Source organism: Pseudoalteromonas sp. Angola-30 (assembly GCF_028599215.1).
Classification (GTDB): Bacteria; Pseudomonadota; Gammaproteobacteria; order Enterobacterales; family Alteromonadaceae; genus Pseudoalteromonas; species Pseudoalteromonas atlantica.
Genome location: NZ_JAQREI010000003.1, coordinates 37553 through 58423, shown reverse-complemented (window position 1 = coordinate 58423; position 20871 = coordinate 37553). Strand labels below are relative to the sequence as shown.

The following is a 20871-nucleotide window of genomic DNA, read 5'->3' as shown; positions in this document are numbered from 1 at the left end:
ATTATATCAGTGTAAGCAGTTGTGGCGCTGCGCTGTGGTAGTCAACGGCCATAGCTATACTGAGTGCTGTAATATTTATAATAGAAAAAGCAAACACTTGGCGTGCCCAGCTCGTTAAATTAACATTACGGCGATAGCCACGCAGGGCCATAAGTAACCACCAAAAACTGGTAATACACGCCACTGCCATAAAGGCGGTGCCAGTGTAGCCACTTATTGGTAATAGCATGACGACTAAAGCGTACACTGCAATATAAAGTACAATATGGCGCTTCGCTTTATCAATCCCTTGCGCTACGGGTAATACGGGGATACCTGCGGCTTGGTAATCTTTAAAGCGAAAAATAGCAATGGCATATGAATGCGGCATTTGCCACAGACTAAACATAACTAATAGTATTAATGCACCTATATCGAACTGCCCGGTTACAGCGCAGTAACCTACAACAGGGGGCACTGCGCCAGAAAGGCTACCTACAAACGTGCCATAAACTGAGTTGCGCTTCATGTAAAGGCTATAAACCCCAACATAAATGACATAGCCAAACGCTGCAAAAAATACCGCGGCTTGTGTGGTGTAAGCAATGAGTAAACCAAACCCTACAACCCCCAATAAAAGCCCGTGATTCAGTGCAGCAAAGGCCGACATTTCGCCTGTTACTGTAACCCGCGTACGAGTACGTGCCATGGCTACATCTATGTCTCTATCAATTACATTGTTGATAGCACAGCCCGATGCAACCACAAGTGACAAACCAATAAGCGTAACAACCATTAGCCATGGGTCTATATCCCCGCGCGAGGCAAGTAAAAAACCGCCTGCAACGCTGATAAGGTTGCCCATAATAATGCCTGGCTTAGTCACTGATAAATAACGACGAAACATCTTCAACTCCTAGTACATCATCATTGCGTTAGATTCGTAAATTATCCAAACCGATAACCCAACAACCATGACGATAATTAGGGCACTGAATAAAAATGAGAAGGTACTTGCACGGCCATCTTCTGTCGTAAAATTAAGGTGTAGAAAGTATTTTAAGTGCACCCAAATTTGTACAATAGCTAAAGTAACAATGCTCCAAAGCGTAGTTACTTTTGAAAAGTCGCCTTCCATTACCATGTAAAACGGTATCGCGGTTAAAATTATTGATAGCACAAAGCCTATTAAGTACGTTTTAACACTGCCATGAGACTCATCATGGTGCTCGTTTTGCATTTGCTTTAACGCGTGCGCTTCGCTGTGGCTCATTACATTGCTCCCATTAAATAAACAACGGTAAATACACAAATCCAAACAATGTCTAAGAAGTGCCAAAATAGGCTTAGGCAGCTTAAGCGTGTCACTGTTTGTTTACCTAAGCCACGTTTAGCCACTTCTATCATCATAATACTCATCCAAATTAAACCCGCAGTTACGTGCAAACCATGTAAGCCTACTAACGAGAAGAATGAGGTTAAAAAGGCACTTTGTTGTGGACCATTGCCATGTACAATTAGGTGGTGAAACTCGTAAATTTCCATACCTATAAACACAGCACCTAAACAAAAGGTAATAAACAACCAGGTGAGTGTTAGTGCCTTTTTTTGCCCTTGTGCGGCAATCATGGCAAAGCCAAAAGTAATACTACTAATGAGTAGCGCCGCTGTTTCTACAGCAACAAAGTCGAGTTCAAAAATGTCTTTACCTGATACACCACCGGCTGTGTTCATAAACAGCACGGCGTAAGTGGCAAAAAACGAGGCAAATAATAGGCAATCGGTCATTAGGTATAACCAAAAGCCAAAGATTGTATCGCCAGAGGTATCGTGATGCTCATGTGCATGAGCATCGTGCGAAACTGAGTCTAAATGGGCAGTTTCTACATTCGCAGATAGTGTACTCACGCGCTTAGCTCCTTATTTCCACTAGAATTATACGCAGCTTCAATACGTGCGATTTCATCAGGTTGTATATAGTAATCAACATCGCTGGTGTAACAACGCTTGATAAATAAGGCAATTGCGCCAACAAAACCAACGGCAGCTAACCACCAGATATGCCAGATCATGGCAAAGCTAAATACAGTTAAGCTTGCTGCAATTAACACCCCAGATGCTGTGTTTTTAGGCATATGAATTGGGCTGTAGCTTGCTTTTGTTTGATACGCTTGGCCTTTTTCTTTCGCTTCGGTCCATGCATCAATGTCATCAACGTGAGGAATAGTGGCAAAGTTATACACTTGTGGAGGTGAGCTAGTTGCCCATTCTAGTGTATGGCCGTTCCACGGATCGCCGGTTGTATCATCAAGTGCTTCACGGTCTCTAAAGCTGACAAATAGCTGCACGACTTGGAAAATAATACCAAACATAATAATGACAGCACCGCCTGCTGCAATGTATAACCACATGTTCCAATCTGGGTTATTAGTGTGGTTTAAGCGACGTGTCATACCTAAGAAACCAAGTACATACAACGGCATAAACGCCACGAAGAAACCAACTATCCAACACCAGAAAGACGCTTTACCCCATTTTTCGCTAAGCTTAAAGCCCATTGCTTTAGGAAACCAAAATACAAAACCTGCAAGGTAGCCAAATACAGCGCCACCAATGATTGTGTTATGGAAATGCGCAATTAAGAATAAACTGTTATGCAACACGTAATCGGCACCCGGAATAGCCAGTAGTACGCCGGTCATACCGCCTACTGTAAAGGTAACCATAAAGCCTAATGTCCAAAGTACAGGAACGCTGATACGTAAACGGCCGCGGTAAATGGTAAACAACCAGTTGAATAGCTTAACGCCAGTTGGGACGGCAATAACCATGGTCATTACCCCAAAGAACGCATTAACGTTGGCGCTCGACCCCATGGTGAAAAAGTGGTGTAGCCAAACAATAAAACCTAAAATAGAGATTGCACCGCTGGCATACACCATCGATTTGTAACCAAATAAACGTTTACCGGCAAAGGTTGAGATAATTTCAGAAAAAATACCAAAAGCAGGCAGTACCAAAATATAAACCTCAGGGTGACCCCACGCCCAAAACAGGTTGATGTACATCATGGCGTTGCCGCCCGCTGCATTGGTAAAAAAGTGAAAATCAAGGTAACGGTCAAGCGTTAGCATGCCCAGCACAGCAGTTAAAATAGGGAAAGATGCTGCAATTAAAATATTTGCCCATGTACATGCCCATGTAAAAATTGGCATTTTCATTAGGGTCATACCTGGGGCACGCATTTTAAACACAGTCGCTAAAAAGTTTACTGCAGTTAAAAGCGTACCGAGTCCGGAAATTTGCAAGGCCCAAATATAATAATCAACCCCCACCCCAGGGCTAAAGGTCAGCTCTGAAAGCGGCGGATACGCCACCCAACCTGTTTTTGCAAACTCACCAAATACAAGCGACAAGTTAATTAAAATGGCACCGCTGGCAGTAAACCAAAAACTTAGGTTATTTAAAAATGGAAAAGCGACATCGCGTGCGCCAATTTGTAGTGGCAATACAATGTTCATTAGGCCAATCATAAATGGCATAGCCATAAATATGATCATGATAACGCCGTGCGCTGTAAATATTTGGTCGTAATGCTCAGGAGGCAAATAACCTGGTGCACCGCTAGTAGCAAGTGCTAACTGCGCACGCATCATAATGGCATCAGAAAAACCACGAAACAGCATTATTAATGCTAAAAAGATGTACATTACGCCTAAGCGTTTATGATCAACAGAGGTGATCCAGTCGTGCCAAAGCACGCCCCACTTTTTATATTTAGTAATAAGCCCGGCAATAATAAGCCCGGCAATCGCTATCACCGTCATGGTAACCATTATAATTGGCTCATGAAACGGAATTGCGTCGAGTGAAAGTTTACCTAAAAACGACATTATTATTCCTCGCCCTGGCTGTGAGATGAAGGCATTGCGTGTTCATTCATTTCATGGTGCTTTTTGCTCATTTGCCCATGATCGCTCATCGCTTGATGTTTTTTGTTCATATCGCCATGTGCCTGCATATACTTCATAACAATGGTATGAAATAGGCCGTCGTCGACCTTGCCATAATAGGCAACAGGATTGTTTTCACTGGCTTTTGCAAGTTCAACATAATTGGCATGCGTGAGGTTATTAGCATTGGCTTTAACGCTTGTTACCCACTTGTCAAAATCAGCTTGTGTTGAGGTGGCAATGGCATTGAACTTCATACCGGTAAAACCTGCGCCACTGTAATTAGCAGAAAAGCCTTTAAATGTGCCCGGCTCATTTGCGATTAAATGAAGCTTGGTTTCCATGCCTGCCATAGAATAAATTTGACTACCTAGCTGAGGAATAAAAAACGAGTTCATTGTGCTTTCTGAAGTGATTTTGTATTCCACCGGCACATTTGCCGGAAATACCAATTCATTTACCGTTGCAATACCTTGCTCTGGGTAAATAAATAGCCACTTCCAGTTTAATGAAACCACCTCTACAGTGAGGTGCTCGCCTTTACCTTCAATAGGTTTATAGGGGTCTAAGTCTTGGGTAGACTGCCAGGTAATAACACCTAAAATAATAACGATAACAATAGGAACAGCCCAAACAACGGCTTCAATCTTATTTGAATGAGCCCATTTTGGTGCATAAATTTCATGATCTTGTGTGTCTCGGTATTTCCATGCGAAATACAAAGTCATCACAATAACGGGGATTACTACGAGCAGCATAAGGACAGTAGCAATGATGATTAAGTTTTTCTCATCAATACCTATTTGGCCTTTTGGATCGAGTATCCCGCCTTTACAGCCTGACAACGCCAGCACCGTACTAGCTAAAGCAATATTACAAAGGTTACGAATTAACAAGGGAGTATCCTACAAACCTAGAGTTTTAATTTGCTGCTTTGAATAAAAATTAAGCAACGATTTTTCAATAAAAACCCAAGTTAACTAGAACTAAATTATAAAAATAAAGGGGACTGAACCCGCTGCAAGTGGATGCAAAAAAATACCTAGCAACAAACCCAGCTTCTAAACGCATTTATATAACGTAATAAAAGTTAACTTGGGTGAGTGTTGGTTGGCTGACGTGATTAAAACACGCGGCTACATTGCTAATGCAAACTTTAATTATTTACAGCAAGAAAAAATAATTAAAACCAGCAACAAGTGAAGCCTTACAGACAACCTGTAAAGCTAGGTGGAGCACGACAACCATGTGCAGCGGACACAGGTTGGTGTACTTTTGCCTCGCGAAAAGCGAAAGCGGCTTTACGAAGGATTATTCCAGCACGACGCGCTGGAAAAATATGGAACAATAACCAGCAAAGGCCAATGAGTAACTGACTAGATATGATCGGATGAGCTAAAAATTGCGTAATGTGCAGCAAAACAGGCTCAACAATAGAGCCATTGCTAAATAACGCTTCAAGCTGAAAGGCATCCTCTAATGCACCACTTAGCAGCATTACCGTATTAAACACTAATAATGTTATAGCAACACACATGCCCTTGCCCGCTTTATTCAAGCGTTCACACGTTTGCGGTTTGCCAGAAGCAACAGCCGTATTTGTATGATGCAAAGAAAGTGTGTTCAAAGACATTAACCTACTAAATGACTAATAACAAAATTAGAGTAATAAAGCGCGCAATGGAAAAATTAAAAAACATTGCTGCTGTAAGCCCTAAAACGAGGTGCTAAATACAATCAAACCGGCTAGCACACATTTACCTAGTGAGAATTGATCCGTATCAAATAAACTTTCAAAACTTACTGAAAGTTCGATGCTGAGTATAACAAAGACAGTTTTCGGTTCAACAAAAAATATAAAGTTTTGCGTTAAGCTTTCGCAGCTATTTTGTTAATAAAAAATAACATAATAAAAATAAAGACTTAGTTTATAAATATTTTATATTTAGGAAGCGTGAGGAGTAGAGATAAGGGGGATTAATGAAGTTAAAAATAAAGCCGCACAAACAAAAACAGCCCAAATTCAGTCACCACCGAACTTGAGCCGCCTTTCACACTGACAACATCTTCACACACATATAAAGATTCTTGGTTTACACTGCGTGGCAATTGTAGGGAATAAAAACAACTCAAAACCAGTCACCACCGACCTTGAGTTGCCTTTCACACTGACAACATCTTCACACACAATATAAAGATTTTTGGTTTACACTGCGTGGCAATTGTAGGAGATAAAAACAACTCAAAACCAGTCACCACCGACCTTGAGTTGCCTTTCACACTGACAACATCTTCACACACAATATAAAGATTTTTGGTTTACACTGCGTGGCAATTGTAGGGGAATAAAAACAACTCAAGCTAAGTCACCACCGAACTTGAGTTGCCTTTCACACTGACAACATCTTCACACACAATATAAAGATTCTTGGTTTACACTGCGTGGCAATTGTAGAGAATAAAAACAACTCAAGCTAAGTCACCACCGAACTTGAGCTGCCTTTCACACTGACAACATCTTCACACACAATATAAAGATTCTTTTAAGCGAGGCTAACTTTTATGCCTCAAGCTTATGACTAGAGCCTTGCTCTGTGTCTATGGTTAAACTTTAGAGTGTTAGCTCCAATTTGACAAACGAGAAAAATAAACCTAATAAGTGAAAAAAACTAAACTATAGACCTTGGTCTAATACATTAAGGTTGTGTTTAATTAAAAGAAGATATGAGCACTAAATATACAGGTACAAAAAAAGCGCCATAAGGCGCTTTTTATCATTAAGCTACTGCTTAAATAATTTGGTTTTCTTTCCAGGCTTGCTCTTTAGCCATACGCTTTTTACGCTTATCACATGGATCGTCACAATCACAGGCTTTATCAATACCTACCGAGCCTAATCCACCGCAACTACTTGCCATAGATTTTCTTTGCACGATCATACCAACAGCCATAGCTATCACGATTAAAATTAATAAACCAAATGTAAGAAGAAAAAGTGACATTGCTTAGCCCCTATTGATCAGCAATAAATTATGCTCAAACATTGTTGAGCGACCGCTAAATTATACACCCAAAACCCACATAGATGCGAGAGAAGTCTATTTCAAAAAATCGGTTGTAATATGCGTTTAGCACGAATAAAGCTTTAGCTAAACGCCATTATATTACAAATAAGGTTTAAATGCAGTGCTCGCGTAAGTCACAATGCCTTTGTCTGATTTAGCCATTAAGTACACAGGTATATCGTGCTTTTCAGCGTATGCTTTAGCATCGTCCATTCCCATAACCGTTAATGCGGTTGCTAAGCCATCTGCGGTCATTGCACTAGGATGTAATACAGTAACCGACACTAAGTCATGTTTGATTGGCATGCCTGTTACTGGGTCAATTAAATGAGTGTAAGTTTCGCCATCCATTTTATAAAAAATACGGTAGTCACCTGATGTTGCAATGCCATTCGTACCGGGCGCTAATACACGGTGAACTTTTCGCTCGCCTGGTGGCGCATCTGGCTGCTCTATCGCGATTTTCCAATCTTGGTTATTTGGCTTTTCACCGCCAATGCGCAGCTCCCCGCCTATTTCTACCATGTAGTTACTAATGTTTTGGCTTTCAAGTAATTGCGCTACTTTATCAATGCCATACCCTTTCGCTGTGGCCGAAAACGACAGCTCTAAACCATCAACTGTTTTAGCAAGGCCCTGCTCAGTAAGATTTAGTTTATCTACACCAATTTTTTCAATCATTGCAGCAAGTGCTTCATCACTTGGGCGCTTAGTTGGTTTTTTATCAGGTCCAAAGCCCCATAAATCTATTAACGGGCCCATCGTAACATCGAGCGTTTTGGTCGACTTACCTAAACGAATCGATTCACTCACCACAGCCCTAAAGTCTTCACTAATTGGCATAACTTGGTTGGCGGGTAATTTATTAAATGTGTTAATTTCGGAATCGGGGATATACGTAGACATAGACTGATTAACCGCTTTCAATTGCGTATCTATTTGCTGCTGTAATTTAGTGGCATCAACGCTTTTATCGTCGGCAAAGTATTTAATATGATAGGTGGTGCCCATCGTTTTGCCTTCTAAAAATACCTCCTGAGGTGTTTTATCAGCCCCACAGCCAGAGATAAATAGCATTATAGTTAATAAAAAAATACTGATAGCGCCTTGAGAACTGCTTACTCTGTTCATTAATTTAGCCCATGTAAAATAAAATAAAAAAAGCCCCGTAGCACAAAGTGCGACGAGGCCCGTATTTTAACCAAAACTAAGCTGTTTTGATATGGGTGTTAGCCACCGAAGTCATCTAGTAAGATGTTTTCGTCTTCTACACCTAGGTCTTTAAGCATGCCGATAACAGCCGCGTTCATCATTGGAGGACCACACATGTAGAACTCACAATCTTCTGGCGCTTCATGATCTTTCAAGTAGTTTTCATAAAGTACGTTATGGATAAAGCCTGTGTAACCTTCCCAGTTATCTTCTGGTTGTGGGTCAGACAATGCGGTATGCCATACAAAGTTATCGTTTTCAGCTGCTAAGCCGTCGAAATCTTCAACATAGAACATTTCACGCTCAGAACGCGCACCATACCAGAAACTAATCTTACGCTTAGAGTTTAAACGCTTAAGTTGGTCAAAGATATGTGAACGCATTGGTGCCATACCTGCACCACCACCTACGAATACCATTTCAGCGTCGGTGTCTTTAGCGAAGAACTCACCAAATGGACCTGAAATAGTTACCTTGTCGCCTGCTTTAAGTGACCAAATGTACGATGACATTTTACCACATGGTAGGCTTAGGTTTCTTGGCGGCGGCGTAGCAATACGCACGTTAAGCATAATAATGCCTTCTTCTTCTGGGTAGTTAGCCATTGAGTATGCACGAATTGTTTCGTCGTCTACTTTTGACTCCAGGTCGAAGAAACCAAAGTGATTCCAGTCGCCACGATACTCTTCAGGAATATCGAAATCTGCGTATTTAACATGGTGAGCAGGCGCTTCGATTTGGATGTAACCACCCGCACGGAAAGGCACTGATTCGCCATCTGGAATTTGTAGCTTAAGCTCTTTAATGAACGTTGCTTTGTTATCGTTAGAGATAACTTCACAATCCCATTTTTTAACACCGAAAATTGACTCTTCAAGTTCAATTTCCATGTCGTTTTTAACATTTACCTGACACGCTAAACGACAGCCTTCACGGGCTTCACCTTTAGAAATGTGATCAAGTTCTGTTGGTAAGATATCGCCACCACCTTCTTTAATGTGTACACGACACTGACCACAAGAGCCACCGCCACCACACGCAGATGATACGAAAATACCTGATTCAGATAGCGCGCCTAAAAGCTTGCTACCTGCTGATGTTTTAATGGCTTTGTCTGGATCGCCATTAATACCGATGATGATGTCACCGCTTGCAACTAACTTAGATTTAGCACCAATGATAACTAAAACTAGTAGTACAACGATAGCGATGAAAACACCAACGCCTAAGAAAATCTCATAACTCATGATTTATCCTCGCTACCTTTACAGTGAAATACCAGAGAATGACATAAAGCCAAGACCCATTAAACCAACAGTGATGAAGGTAATCCCTAAACCACGTAGGCCATCTGGCACGTCTGAATATTTCATTTTCTCACGGATACCTGCAAGTAATGTAATTGCAAGCGCCCAACCAACACCAGCGCCAACACCATAAACAACAGACTCGCCGAAGTTATAGTTACGCTCAACCATGAATGATACCGCACCAAAAATCGCACAGTTAACTGTGATTAATGGTAAGAAGATACCTAATGCGTTGTAAAGTGCAGGGAAAAACTTATCTAATGCCATTTCCAAAATTTGCACGAGTGCTGCAATAACACCAATGAACGTTAAGAAACGTAAAAAGCTAAGGTCTGCTTCAGGGTAACCAAGCCACTCTAATGCACCCGGTGCAAGTACGGCATGGTAAACCAAGTTATTTACTGGTACAGAAATGCCCAGTACCACAATAACGGCTACACCTAGGCCAATTGATGTAGTTACTTTTTTAGATACTGCTAAGAAAGTACACATACCTAGGAAGAAAGCTAAAGCTAAGTTTTCAATAAAAACCGCTTTTACAAATAAACTAATATAATGTTCCACTGCTTGCCCCTTACGCTTTAGCTTCTACTTGGTCTTTCTTATAAGTACGAAGTACCCATATGAATAAACCAATGATGAAGAATGCACTCGGTGGTAAAATCAATAGACCCATAGGTTGATACCAACCACCATCTTGTACTAATGGGATAATATCAACACCGAATAGTGTTCCCTTACCAAATAGCTCACGAATGAAACCAACAGTAAGTAATACCACTGAGTAGCCTAAGCCATTACCAATACCATCTAAAAATGACATAAGTGGCGGCGACTTCATTGCGTACGCTTCAGCACGACCCATTACAATACAGTTAGTAATGATTAGGCCAACGAATACAGAAAGCTCTTTCGCCGTAGCGTAAGAGAATGCTTGTAATACTTGGTCTACAACAATTACTAGTGAAGCAATTATCGTCATCTGTACGATAATACGTACTGATGAAGGTATGTGGTTACGAATGCTTGAAATGAACAAGCTAGAAAACGCCGTTACTAATGTCAAAGCAATTGACATGATTAAGGCATTTTTTAAGCTAGACGTTACCGCCAGAGCAGAACAAATACCTAGTACTTGTAATGCGATTGGGTTGTTAGCTAAAACCGGACCAAATAGGACCGACTTCATTTCTTTAGTATCAGCCATTATTTCAACGCTCCTTCACGTACCTTCGCAAGGAAAGGACCAAAGCCGTTTTCACCAGTCCAAAAGTCAACTGTGTGATCAACACCATTAGAAGTTAGTGTAGCACCTGATAAACCATCAATTTGATGTTCGTTGCTAGCACCGCTTTTCATAATGTTAATAGGTAACTCTTTACCTTGCCATTTAGCTGTCCATTGTGGGTTTTGAATTTCGCCACCCAGGCCTGGTGTTTCGCTATGCTTGTAAAAGTTGATGTTTTTAACTGTTTCGCCATCGCTTTCAAGCGCTAAGAAACCATACATTACACCCCAAAGGCCGTAACCTTGGATAGGTAAAATGATTGCATCTGTAGAACCATCTTCTTTTTTAGAGATGTAAACAGGTGAGTTTTTAGTCATACGCTGAATACCAGCGATGTCCTTAATCCCTTCTGCTTTAAGTGCAAAACTTCTTTGTTGGTCGAATTTCGATTTTTCGAAATCAAATGAGTTTGGATCAGCATCTTCAACAAATTCGCCAGTGTCCATATCAACAACACGTGCTTCGATTTTGCCATCGAATGTGTCAGATACAGAGTTTGCAATTTCAATATCAGCTGCTGCTAAGATATTACGTTGAATATCTTGAGTTTTATTAGCTTGCTGTAAAGGACGAAGCTGTACAGAAGCAAACGATACAATAATTGCACACACTAAACATAGTGCCACAACAACCGTTAACGTTTTGCCGATTGATTCGTTATTACTAGACATTACGTGCCAACCTCCGCTTGATATTAGCTTGCACTACAAAGTGATCGAACAGTGGAGCAAATAAGTTAGCAAATAAGATTGCTAGCATCATGCCTTCTGGGAAAGCAGGGTTTACTACACGGATCATAACTACCATAAAGCCAATAAGCGCGCCGTATGCGAACTTACCTTTATCGGTAAATGCAGCTGATACAGGGTCAGTAGCCATAAAGAACATACCAAACGCAAAACCACCCAGTACTAAATGCCAATGCCAAGGCATTGCAAATACAGGGTTGCTCTCAGAGCCAACCGCATTTAATAAGAATGCAGTTGCCACCATACCTAGGAATACACCTAGTACAATGCGCCAAGAAGCGATGCGAACGTAAATTAAGAATAAGCCACCAATAAGCACAGCAAGAGTAGATGTCTCACCTACAGAACCTTGAATGAAACCGTAAAACGCATTCCACCATAGCTCCATGTTGCTGTAATCAAGAGTGCCTACAAACGCTTGACCTAGCATAGTTGCACCAGAGAACGAGTCTACTGCAGTCCATACTGTGTCACCTGAAATTTGTGCAGGGTATGCGAAGAATAAGAACGCACGGCCCGCTAATGCAGGGTTTAAGAAGTTACGGCCTGTACCACCAAAGATTTCTTTAGCAATAACAACACCAAACGTAATACCTAGCGCCACTTGCCATAAAGGAATAGTCGCAGGCAAAATAAGTGCAAATAATACAGAGGTTACGAAGAAACCTTCGTTAACTTCATGCTTACGCACAGAAGCAAATAGTACTTCCCAAAAACCACCTACTGCAAAAGTAACGGCGTATATTGGTAAGAAGAAACATGCCCCGTAGAACATTTTAGCGCCCCAGCCCGACTCAGCGGTTAATTCACCACCAACTAACTGGAACAAGCCAACCTGCCAAGAGTTTGCTAGTTCAAAACCTTGTGCTAAAGCACCTGCGGCCTGATGACCGATGTTGAACATACCAAAAAACATAGCTGGGAACGTCGCCATCCACACTAAAATCATCATGCGTTTTAGGTCGATATTATCGCGAACGTGAGTTGCGCCTTTATTTACATAACCTGGCGTGTAAAAAATAGTCGCGGCTGCTTCATACAGGGCGTACCATTTTTCGTGTTTACCACCTGGTTCAAAATGCGGCTCAATGTCTTCTAAAAATTTCTTTAAACCCATCTCTTAGCCTTCCTTCTCGATCGTTGTTAAGCAATCGCGTAGGATAGAACCATACTCGTATTTGCCCGGACAAACGAAGGTACATAACGCTAAATCTTCTTCATCAAGTTCAAGCGCGCCTAATGAAATTGCACTGTCTAAGTCACGTGAAATTAAGTCACGTAATAATAGAGTTGGCAAAATATCTAACGGCATTACGCGCTCGTAGCTACCAATTGGTACCATGGCACGTTTTGAACCACCTGTAGACGTTGTCATTTTAAATAAACGACTCGGTGCAAGGTGAGAAAGGAATGTACGCGTTACAGAGAATTTATCACTACCTGGTGCAATCCAACCAAACAGCTCTTTTTCGCGACCTTCAAGTAAAACAGATACTTGAACGTGGTAGCGACCTAAGAATGCATGAGGACCTGAAGAAATAGCGCCAGATAAAACAGAACCAGAAATAACACGGTTATCACCGTCTTCTAATTCGCCTGCCACTAAATCATCTAATGAAGCACCTAGTTGTGTTTTCACTAAACGAGGGTTTTTAACGCGAGGACCTGCAAGCGAAATAACACGGTCTGTGTTGATTTCACCAGTAAGGAATAAGTGACCATACGCGATAACGTCTTGGTAACCAATATGCCAAACTTGTTTATTAACAGATACTGCATCAAGGTGATGAATATGAGTACCAACTAAGCCTGCTGGATGCACGCCACCGAACTCATGTACTTCTACTTGAGCGATAGACGAGCTAGGAACTTGACTGCCAGCTTGCTTACATACAAATACTTTGCCATCGGTCAAACGCGAAACAACAGCAAGACCCGCTTCAAATGCAGCTGCATTTTCGGCAATAATTACTGCAGGATCTGCAGCAAGAGGGTTTGTGTCGATAGCGGTTACAAATATAGAGCTAGGATTTGCATCCAGCGCAGCTATTTTGCTAAATGGGCGAGCACGAAGTGCTGTCCATTGACCTGACTGAACAAGTACTTCTTTGGCTTTTTCACGCGATAAGCTTGCAAGCTCATCTGCATTGAAAGAGTCAAAGGTGATTTGCTCACTGCCGTTTACTTCAATAACAACAGATTGCAGCACACGTTTAGCACCACGATTAATTTCTTTTACTGTACCAGAAGCTGGTGCAGTAAATAGGACGCCTGGGTTCTTTTTGTCTTCAAAAAGTACCTGGCCTTTTTTGACTTGGTCATCCACACGAACATGCATGGTTGGACGCATACCGATAAACTCTTCACCTAGCACAGCTACACGTTTGATGGCAGAACCATCATGAATAACTTGCTGAGGCGCGCCCTCTATGGGTAAATCCAGACCTTTTTTTATGTTGATCATACGCACTTGCATTAATTAACGGAAAGAAACTGAAAAATCGTATCAACCACGTCGCCACTTGAGTTATCCAAGATATATCAAGGTACAAAAGAACAACTTGCTAGGAATATCAAACAAGCAACGCAGTAAAACTCCTCACATATTGCTTCGATTTTAACATCATTATGTACGACTATGCGAGTGTATTTATGAAAATTATACGACAGAAACGCTTATTTAGTTTTGTTAAGTGTTTTAAATAAAAATCAAGGTAGACCAAAGTGGTAGCCTAAGCACCTAACTGCCACAAAATATCTAAAACACTAAAAGCAAAAAAGCCGCAATAAGCGACTTTTTATAATTACAAAGTATGATTAGTCAATCATGTTTGCAATTGGCTTCACTGCATCTACATCTTGCTCATAGTCAACAGCGTCAATGCCAAAACCAAATAAACGTAAAAATTCGTTATGGTAGCCTACATAATCGGTTAGCTCATCAATTGAGCTCGTATCTACTTTATCCCAAACAGCTTGCACACGTGCTTGTACATCGTCCTCTAGCTCTTTGTAGTTTTGGAATAAGTGACCGCCCTCGTCAAAGCGTGGGTTTTCACCGTATAGGTTTTCGCTAAATAAAGCATGAATTTGCTCAATAGTGCCTTCATAAGTGCCATCGGCTTTCATTACTTTAAATAAAGCAGAGATATATAGCGGCATAATAGGAATAGCAGAGCTTGCCTGCGTAACAACAGCATTTAACGACGACACATAGGCTTGACCATTTAAATCTTTTGTCGATTCTTTAATTGCGGCAGTTGCTCGGTCTAAATCTTCTTTTGCTTTACCTATCGTTGCGTGCCCGTAGATTGGCCACGTTAACTCTTTACCTATATAAGTATAAGCCGTGGTTTTAAAGTTATCGGCTAGTACGTCTGCTTCTTTTAATGCATCAATCCACATTTCCCAATCTTCACCGCCCATCACTTTAATGGTGTTGTCGATGTCATCTTGGCTTGCGGCTTCTACTGTTACTTCGTCAATTTCGCGCTTTGACGTATTTAAATTTTTTGTAGTTACAGCACTGCCAATAGGTTTAAGTGTAGATGAATACACCTCACCTGTATTTGGATCGGTACGACGAGGCGATGCTAAGCTGTAAATAATACAGTCTACTTTGCCTAAATCTGCTTTGATTGTCTCGATTGCTTTTTGCTTAATTTCGTTAGAAAACGCATCGCCATTAATATTTTTTGACCAAAGCCCAGCTTCATCTGCAGCGTCTTGAAATGCTGCTGTATTGTACCAACCAGCAGAACCTGTTTTACGCTCTGTACCTTCTTTTTCAAAGAAAATACCCAGTGTTTTAGCCCCACCGCCAAATGCAGCCGTAATACGAGACGCTAAGCCGTAGCCAGTAGATGCACCAATTACGAGTACATTTTTAGGCGCATCTTTTAATTCGCCTTGTTGTTTTACATAGTTAATTTGCTCTTGAACATGCTCTGCACATCCTACAGGGTGTGCGTTAGTACAAATAAATCCACGAATTTTAGGCTTAATGACCATTGATCATCCTATATCTTTTACAATAAAAATTAGCGCTAGTTTAAAGGCTAATACTAAAAACACTGATCTGATCAGTTAAACCTGATCAAATACCCCTATTTATATTGGCTAACGTACATTGTGGTTAATTTAGCTTTGAGCCGCCCATACAATTTGGAGAGTCAGGTGCTTCGCCACCTTGCTCTGAAAATTCATCTGGCGTGTACGTATGAATCGCTAAGGCATGAATATGATTTGCTAGCTCATCTTTTAGTACTTCGTTAATTTGGCGGTGGCGCTGTAATAATCGTTTACCCGCAAATTCTTCGCTTACCACAATTACTTTAAAATGCGACTCAGTACCGGCGCTGTGCATATGGCTTTCGTTAATTACGTTTAAATGCTTACAGGCAATCGCGCTACTAAGCTTGTCTTGAATTTGTTGTTGCATTGACATTAAAACACCATATTTAGTCACTGATTTGTGCAGCTACTATAACAAGTTAATTTAACTAACTAAATTGCTTTTGTTTAATGTGCTCAATAAAGCGGTACGTTAAGCTGATCCGTGGGTGAGCAAGCGTTGTTTGTTTGGGGATTGCGTGCTGGTAGTCGCGCTGACTATGCCCACTCATCACTAAACAACTACCGCTTTGTAATTTTAAGTCGGTGACTTTATTCGTGGCTTTTTGCTTTAATTTAAGTACGCGCTCAGCACCAAGTGATATACATACAATGGTAGGCTCAGGGCCTAGCTCTATTTCATCATCACTGTGCCAGCCCATGGTGTCGTTACCATCACGGTAATAATTGACTAATAACGAATTAAGCGGCTTATTTAAATGTCGCTCTAAACGTTTTCGCATTGCTAAAAGCACCTCATCCCACGGCTCTACTATTTGTTTACTGTGTGAGTAACCATATTCAATATTTAAGTCGCTCATAAAACATTGCAAACGTGGAATGGGCCCTGTTCTGCCATACACAGTAACATTAGGCTGCTGCCAATTAAGATTTTTTTGTAAATAATAAAATAAATCGAGGCTTTTTTGCGCACTAAGCGCCTTACTTTGATAAGAAAAGCCGTTTGGTAACTGTTGGGGGTTGGCGTTTTGCCGTTGCATGTTAGAATTTACCTACATTAGATTACTGATCAACAAACCATTATGACGACGCAAGCCCAGCTAGGCGATAAAACATTTACTCTTGAACGTTTCCCTTTGGATCAAAAAAACCGCAGTTTACAAGCGTGGGATTCGGCCGACGAGTACCTTATCAATTATGTTAACGAACATCACCCTGATTGTCGCTCATTACTAATTTTAAACGACGCGTTTGGTGCCCTTGCCTGTTATTTTAGTGAATTAACGGTTTGTTCAGTTAACGATTCTTATATTAGCCACCAAGCTGCAGCCTATAATTTAAAAGAAAATAAACTATCAACAGCCCAATTTACACAGTTAGATAGCTTATCTGCGCTGCCTGAAGAGGTTGATTTAGTACTTATAAAAATACCGCGTAACGTCGGGTTTTTACAGTTTCAATTAAGCGAGTTGAGTGAAGTACTTGCCCCTGGCACACCGGTTATTGCCGCGGGTAAAACAAAGGAAATTCATAACTCAACTATAAAAGCGTTTGAGCAATTTATTGGCGAGACCAAAACAAGTTTGGCCGTTAAAAAGTCGCGTTTAATATTAAGTACAGCTAAAGGCGGTTATAAAGAAGCTAACTTCCCGGTAAGTTGGCAGCTTGAAGGCACTGATTTTAATATAACGAACCATGCCAATGTGTTTTCGCGCGATTCGTTAGATATAGGTGCACGGTTCTTTTTTAATTACTTGCCGCAAACCTCAAAAGCAAAAAGTATTATCGACTTAGGTTGTGGTAATGGTGTGGTGGGTTTAATGACGTTATCACGCTGTCCAAATGCGTCGGTAACCTTTGTTGATGAGTCGTACATGGCGGTCGAATCTGCACGTTTAAATGTAGAACTTAACCAAGCAAATAAATTTGATGATTGCCAATTTATAGAAAACGATTGTTTAACCGGCTTTGCAAGAGACAGTGTGGATATGGTGTTGTGTAACCCTCCATTTCACCAAGCCCAAGCTGTTACCGACCACATTGCGTGGCAAATGTTTAAACAAGCAAAAGATACATTAAAAGAAGGTGGCGAGCTGCGTATTATAGGTAATCGTCATTTAGATTATCACGATAAATTAAATCGTATGTTTGGTAACTGTAAGCTATTAGGTTCAAACAAAAAGTTTGTAGTGCTCAGCGCAACTAAAAATAGTGGGATGCTATAAAATGAAATTAACTAAATTTATTTTAGCCTGTTGCTCCATGCTGGTGTTTAGCGCATGCAGTAACCAGCCAAACCAAGTGATATTAAACCCGGTTTATAAAAGTGGCCAAATTAGCGTTATTTCAGCCAGTTTAAGTACCAGCGTTATTGATTTACGTGGTGATAGCGCCACCCTTAAGCTTGTTGAGTCGGGTAAAACCAAAACCTTTGCCAGCCAAGATATTGTAACCTCTGTTAAAAGCGTATTAGATAGCGCGCTAAACCGTAACGGAGCAAGTATTTCTAACCTAGCAACAACCCGCTTTGAACTGGACATTCATGCCTTGCAAGCAAAGGTGACTGAAAAGCTCATGAGCCATACCAGCGAAGCGCACATTGAGCTAGGCGTACGTGTTATTCGCTCTACCAGCAATTTTAGTAAAGTGTATCGTGGCAGTGCTAATTTAGAAGGGCCGCTGAGCCATGATCGCGCCAAAATTGAAGGTCAACTCAATAAGTTGACGGAACAAATTATAACCCGCATTGTATCGGACCCAGAATTAATTGAATTTTTAGAAGGTTAACAATGAAACGATTTTTAATCTGCTTAAGCCTACTATTTAGTGTAAGCACCTTTGCCGCGCAAGAAGGCCGTTTTGTTCAAAAAGACAATATTTTCCCGCGTGTAGAAATAGTCACGTCATTGGGTAGCATTGTGGTTGAGCTAGACCGCTCAAAAGCCCCTATTACGGTAAATAACTTTTTAACCTACGTAATGGATAAAAGTTACCAAGGCAGTATATTCCACCGTGTAGAACGTGATGTTGAAAACGACCGTGACTTTGTAATACAAGGCGGTGGCTACGATAAAGACCTTGATGGCTTACACGAAAACGACCCTATATTTAACGAAAGTGGCAACGGTTTAAAAAATGATATGTACAGCATCGCTATGGCGTATCAAGACCGTGAACCGCATTCAGGAACTCGCCAGTTCTTTTTTAATATGGATGATAACGATCATTTAAACCCAGGTAGAGATTGGGGCTTTGCCGTGTTTGGCAATGTAATGGATGGTTACGACACGCTAGATAAAATTATGGCTGTTGAAACCGGCTTTAATGAAAAAATTGGCTACGACTTTGTACCAAAAACGCCCGTTGTTATTTTAAATATTAAAGTACTTGAGCAAACCCCATTATAAATCACTGAGGTGCAACTAAGTTGCACCCAACGCCAATGAAGGCCCTATGAGCAAAACCCTCTCAGTAAGCGAATATTTCTCGTATTTTAAAGATAAACGTTTAATCAATATTTTTATATTTGGTATGAGCAGTGGTTTTCCATGGGTACTGATTGGCTCTGTGATGTCGGCTTGGCTAAAAGACGAAGGCCTAAGCCGCAGTATGATTGGCTTATTTGGTATTGTATTTGGCGCATACAGCATTAATTTTATGTGGTCGCCGCTTATTGATAGAACCAAACTGCCGTTATTGTACAAATGGTTCGGGCAACGTCGCAGCTGGATTTTATTTTGCCAAAGCTTTATGTTTATTGGCACCCTGCTTTTAGCGGGGCTTGATTTAAAAGCAAACTTAGCGATTGCCGCTGGCTTGTGTTTACTCATCGCAGTCGCCTCTGCCACACAAGACATAGCAATTGATGCTTTTAGAATAGACACGTTAAGCGAAAACGAATCTCATAAAGCCACTGCAGCTGCTGCTATGGCCACATCGGGTTGGTGGACAGGTTACGCATTACTGGGTGCTATTCCTTTTTACTTGGCCGATATCCCCTCTTTAGATTGGCCACAAGTGTATTACTTTTTAGCCGCTGTTATGTTGATACTAATGAGCGGCGTGTTATTTGCCAAAGAGCCTAAATCAAACCGAGAAGCTGTTCACGCAGAGCTTGAGCGCGTATACCTTGAAAAACTAGCCAGCATTAAGCAAACGCCCTTTACTAAAGTGATTGCTTGGCTTGGCGTTACAGTGGTTGATCCCTTTAAAACCTTTTTTGCTAAAAATGGGGTTAAAACAGCCCTTGCCTTATTAGCATTTATTTTCTTATTTAAAATAGGCGAAGCTTTTTTAGGGCGTATGTCGATTGTTTTTTATAAAGAAATAGGCTTTAGCAACAGCGACATAGCTACTTTTTCAAAAGTAGGCACTGCAGTACTCACCATTGCTTTTACCTTTGTGGGCAGCTTGTTCAATCAAAAGTACGGCATTGTAAAAGGGCTATTTATAAGTGGCGTTGCTATGGCGGGGTCTAATTTAGCATTTTCGGCTATTGCGCTGGTTGGCCCTAATTTAGGCTTATACGCTTTTGCTATTGTAATTGATGGCTTTACTCAGGCTTGGTCGTTAGTGGCTATGGTGGCATTTATATCGATGTTATGTGACCGGGCATTTAGTGCAACACATTATGCATTACTGGCTTCGCTTGGGAATTTAGGGCGTACATTGCTTTCAAGTTACAGTGGTGTGGTTATTGATGATTGGCTAATGGGAAATTGGGCATTATTTTTTGTGTTAACGGCATTAATGGTAATACCTTCGCTGGTGTTTTTATATTGGATTAGGCATAAGCTCTATCAGTTAGAGCAAAATTACCATAAAAATATGTAATGCATCCCTGCATTAACGTGATTTGCTTAGGCCGTTCAAGTGCCCCTTATAACACCCTAAGCAAAACAATATTAATCCGCTTTAATTAAGCCTAGCGCTTCATGCGGATCAACTTCAAGTGCATTACAGTAACGTACAAACTCAATAACATCTAAGCGGCGTTCTTGATTTTCAATCTTACCGATAAATGAGTGAGGTGTTCCTAGCACTTGTGCCAGGCTACGCATTGTATGACCCTTTTCATGGCGTTTTGTTTTAAGCCATTTAGTTAGCTTTTCGTTTTCTTCAGAAGAAACAGTCTTGCCCATCATTTTACATCTCCTACTAGATGATATGACATACCCGTCAAAGCAGTAGTCACACAATGATTGGAGGCATATAAGCAGATACCCACTACATTATTCAATA

At 41.0% G+C, this 20871-nt stretch carries 22 protein-coding genes; 4 read left to right on the top strand and 18 right to left on the bottom strand.

Annotated elements, in window-relative coordinates; all coding sequences use genetic code 11:
- Position 1: 1 nt before the first annotated feature.
- From cyoE to PSH54_RS05505, 17 genes are all read right to left on the bottom strand, one after another.
- A complete protein-coding gene (gene cyoE, locus PSH54_RS05585) occupies positions 2-886 on the bottom strand; it encodes a heme o synthase (protein ID WP_273605663.1) in 885 nt (294 codons plus the stop codon).
- A gap of 9 nt (positions 887-895) precedes the next feature.
- The gene (gene cyoD / locus PSH54_RS05580; RefSeq protein ID WP_004587444.1) at positions 896-1252 is read right to left on the bottom strand and encodes a cytochrome o ubiquinol oxidase subunit IV; all 357 of its coding nucleotides are present in this window, start codon (positions 1250-1252) and stop codon (positions 896-898) included.
- A complete protein-coding gene (cyoC, locus tag PSH54_RS05575) occupies positions 1252-1887 on the bottom strand; it encodes a cytochrome o ubiquinol oxidase subunit III (protein ID WP_004587445.1) in 636 nt (211 codons plus the stop codon). Before cyoC ends, cyoD begins: the two co-directional genes overlap by 1 nt.
- Positions 1884-3872, bottom strand: coding sequence for a cytochrome o ubiquinol oxidase subunit I (gene cyoB / locus PSH54_RS05570; protein ID WP_004587446.1), 1989 nt, complete (start codon positions 3870-3872; stop codon positions 1884-1886). The genes cyoC and cyoB overlap by 4 nt, the downstream gene beginning before the upstream one ends.
- 2 nt (positions 3873-3874) lie before the next feature.
- On the bottom strand, positions 3875-4828 hold the full coding sequence (gene cyoA, locus PSH54_RS05565) for a ubiquinol oxidase subunit II (RefSeq protein WP_273605662.1): 954 nt from the start codon (positions 4826-4828) through the stop codon (positions 3875-3877).
- A 311-nt stretch (positions 4829-5139) separates the two neighbouring features.
- On the bottom strand, positions 5140-5559 hold the full coding sequence (locus PSH54_RS05560) for a hypothetical protein (RefSeq protein WP_273605792.1): 420 nt from the start codon (positions 5557-5559) through the stop codon (positions 5140-5142).
- 1162 nt (positions 5560-6721) lie between these two features.
- Positions 6722-6934 carry a (Na+)-NQR maturation NqrM gene (gene nqrM / locus PSH54_RS05555; protein ID WP_004587136.1) on the bottom strand — a complete coding sequence of 71 codons (213 nt, stop codon included), beginning with the start codon at positions 6932-6934 and terminating at the stop codon, positions 6722-6724.
- Positions 6935-7096: 162 nt separating this feature from the next.
- Positions 7097-8128 carry an FAD:protein FMN transferase gene (locus PSH54_RS05550; protein WP_273605661.1) on the bottom strand — a complete coding sequence of 344 codons (1032 nt, stop codon included), beginning with the start codon at positions 8126-8128 and terminating at the stop codon, positions 7097-7099.
- A gap of 98 nt (positions 8129-8226) precedes the next feature.
- On the bottom strand, positions 8227-9456 hold the full coding sequence (nqrF, locus tag PSH54_RS05545; protein WP_004587138.1) for an NADH:ubiquinone reductase (Na(+)-transporting) subunit F: 1230 nt from the start codon (positions 9454-9456) through the stop codon (positions 8227-8229).
- 18 nt (positions 9457-9474) lie between these two features.
- On the bottom strand, positions 9475-10083 hold the full coding sequence (gene nqrE / locus PSH54_RS05540) for an NADH:ubiquinone reductase (Na(+)-transporting) subunit E (RefSeq protein WP_004587139.1): 609 nt from the start codon (positions 10081-10083) through the stop codon (positions 9475-9477).
- A 10-nt stretch (positions 10084-10093) separates the two neighbouring features.
- Complete coding sequence (locus PSH54_RS05535) at positions 10094-10726, bottom strand: NADH:ubiquinone reductase (Na(+)-transporting) subunit D (RefSeq protein ID WP_004587140.1); 633 nt, start codon at positions 10724-10726, stop codon at positions 10094-10096.
- Positions 10726-11478 carry a Na(+)-translocating NADH-quinone reductase subunit C gene (locus PSH54_RS05530; RefSeq protein WP_004587141.1) on the bottom strand — a complete coding sequence of 251 codons (753 nt, stop codon included), beginning with the start codon at positions 11476-11478 and terminating at the stop codon, positions 10726-10728. Before PSH54_RS05530 ends, PSH54_RS05535 begins: the two co-directional genes overlap by 1 nt.
- Complete coding sequence (locus PSH54_RS05525) at positions 11471-12673, bottom strand: NADH:ubiquinone reductase (Na(+)-transporting) subunit B (protein WP_248442969.1); 1203 nt, start codon at positions 12671-12673, stop codon at positions 11471-11473. The genes PSH54_RS05530 and PSH54_RS05525 overlap by 8 nt, the downstream gene beginning before the upstream one ends.
- A gap of 3 nt (positions 12674-12676) precedes the next feature.
- On the bottom strand, positions 12677-14020 hold the full coding sequence (locus PSH54_RS05520; protein ID WP_004587143.1) for a Na(+)-translocating NADH-quinone reductase subunit A: 1344 nt from the start codon (positions 14018-14020) through the stop codon (positions 12677-12679).
- Between the two features lie 353 nt (positions 14021-14373).
- Positions 14374-15567 carry an enoyl-ACP reductase FabV gene (fabV, locus tag PSH54_RS05515; protein WP_024034299.1) on the bottom strand — a complete coding sequence of 398 codons (1194 nt, stop codon included), beginning with the start codon at positions 15565-15567 and terminating at the stop codon, positions 14374-14376.
- Between the two features lie 124 nt (positions 15568-15691).
- Complete coding sequence (locus tag PSH54_RS05510) at positions 15692-16003, bottom strand: BolA family protein (protein ID WP_004587145.1); 312 nt, start codon at positions 16001-16003, stop codon at positions 15692-15694.
- Between the two features lie 55 nt (positions 16004-16058).
- Positions 16059-16670: an alpha-ketoglutarate-dependent dioxygenase AlkB family protein gene (locus PSH54_RS05505; RefSeq protein ID WP_004587146.1), complete on the bottom strand. Its 612-nt coding sequence runs from the start codon at positions 16668-16670 to the stop codon at positions 16059-16061.
- Between the two features lie 42 nt (positions 16671-16712).
- On the opposite strand from PSH54_RS05505, the gene PSH54_RS05500 reads away from it, so the two are divergent.
- From PSH54_RS05500 to PSH54_RS05485, 4 genes are read left to right on the top strand one after another with little or no spacing between them, the layout of a single operon-like run.
- A complete protein-coding gene (locus PSH54_RS05500; RefSeq protein ID WP_024034301.1) occupies positions 16713-17855 on the top strand; it encodes a methyltransferase in 1143 nt (380 codons plus the stop codon).
- Between the two features lies 1 nt (position 17856).
- Complete coding sequence (locus tag PSH54_RS05495) at positions 17857-18417, top strand: YajG family lipoprotein (RefSeq protein ID WP_273605660.1); 561 nt, start codon at positions 17857-17859, stop codon at positions 18415-18417.
- Between the two features lie 2 nt (positions 18418-18419).
- Complete coding sequence (locus tag PSH54_RS05490; RefSeq protein WP_004587149.1) at positions 18420-19037, top strand: peptidylprolyl isomerase; 618 nt, start codon at positions 18420-18422, stop codon at positions 19035-19037.
- Between the two features lie 46 nt (positions 19038-19083).
- Complete coding sequence (locus tag PSH54_RS05485) at positions 19084-20463, top strand: AmpG family muropeptide MFS transporter (protein ID WP_273605659.1); 1380 nt, start codon at positions 19084-19086, stop codon at positions 20461-20463.
- Positions 20464-20534: 71 nt separating this feature from the next.
- Here PSH54_RS05485 and PSH54_RS05480 read toward each other — a convergent pair whose 3' ends face one another.
- Positions 20535-20774, bottom strand: coding sequence for a helix-turn-helix domain-containing protein (locus PSH54_RS05480; protein ID WP_004587151.1), 240 nt, complete (start codon positions 20772-20774; stop codon positions 20535-20537).
- Positions 20775-20871: the final 97 nt, after the last annotated feature.

What these genes read in the sequence shown, in the direction of transcription:
- nqrF (WP_004587138.1), bottom strand. Translation starts at nt 9,456, where the DNA reads ATGAGTTATGAGATTTTCTTAGGCGTTGGTGTTTTCATCGCTATCGTT.
- PSH54_RS05485 (WP_273605659.1), top strand. Translation starts at nt 19,084, where the DNA reads ATGAGCAAAACCCTCTCAGTAAGCGAATATTTCTCGTATTTTAAAGAT.
- PSH54_RS05480 (WP_004587151.1), bottom strand. Translation starts at nt 20,774, where the DNA reads ATGATGGGCAAGACTGTTTCTTCTGAAGAAAACGAAAAGCTAACTAAA.
- PSH54_RS05535 (WP_004587140.1), bottom strand. Translation starts at nt 10,726, where the DNA reads ATGGCTGATACTAAAGAAATGAAGTCGGTCCTATTTGGTCCGGTTTTA.
- PSH54_RS05550 (WP_273605661.1), bottom strand. Translation starts at nt 8,128, where the DNA reads ATGAACAGAGTAAGCAGTTCTCAAGGCGCTATCAGTATTTTTTTATTA.
- PSH54_RS05510 (WP_004587145.1), bottom strand. Translation starts at nt 16,003, where the DNA reads ATGTCAATGCAACAACAAATTCAAGACAAGCTTAGTAGCGCGATTGCC.
- PSH54_RS05495 (WP_273605660.1), top strand. Translation starts at nt 17,857, where the DNA reads ATGAAATTAACTAAATTTATTTTAGCCTGTTGCTCCATGCTGGTGTTT.
- PSH54_RS05505 (WP_004587146.1), bottom strand. Translation starts at nt 16,670, where the DNA reads ATGCAACGGCAAAACGCCAACCCCCAACAGTTACCAAACGGCTTTTCT.
- fabV (WP_024034299.1), bottom strand. Translation starts at nt 15,567, where the DNA reads ATGGTCATTAAGCCTAAAATTCGTGGATTTATTTGTACTAACGCACAC.
- PSH54_RS05490 (WP_004587149.1), top strand. Translation starts at nt 18,420, where the DNA reads ATGAAACGATTTTTAATCTGCTTAAGCCTACTATTTAGTGTAAGCACC.
- nqrM (WP_004587136.1), bottom strand. Translation starts at nt 6,934, where the DNA reads ATGTCACTTTTTCTTCTTACATTTGGTTTATTAATTTTAATCGTGATA.
- cyoE (WP_273605663.1), bottom strand. Translation starts at nt 886, where the DNA reads ATGTTTCGTCGTTATTTATCAGTGACTAAGCCAGGCATTATTATGGGC.
- PSH54_RS05530 (WP_004587141.1), bottom strand. Translation starts at nt 11,478, where the DNA reads ATGTCTAGTAATAACGAATCAATCGGCAAAACGTTAACGGTTGTTGTG.
- cyoB (WP_004587446.1), bottom strand. Translation starts at nt 3,872, where the DNA reads ATGTCGTTTTTAGGTAAACTTTCACTCGACGCAATTCCGTTTCATGAG.
- PSH54_RS05500 (WP_024034301.1), top strand. Translation starts at nt 16,713, where the DNA reads ATGACGACGCAAGCCCAGCTAGGCGATAAAACATTTACTCTTGAACGT.
- PSH54_RS05525 (WP_248442969.1), bottom strand. Translation starts at nt 12,673, where the DNA reads ATGGGTTTAAAGAAATTTTTAGAAGACATTGAGCCGCATTTTGAACCA.
- PSH54_RS05520 (WP_004587143.1), bottom strand. Translation starts at nt 14,020, where the DNA reads ATGATCAACATAAAAAAAGGTCTGGATTTACCCATAGAGGGCGCGCCT.
- cyoD (WP_004587444.1), bottom strand. Translation starts at nt 1,252, where the DNA reads ATGAGCCACAGCGAAGCGCACGCGTTAAAGCAAATGCAAAACGAGCAC.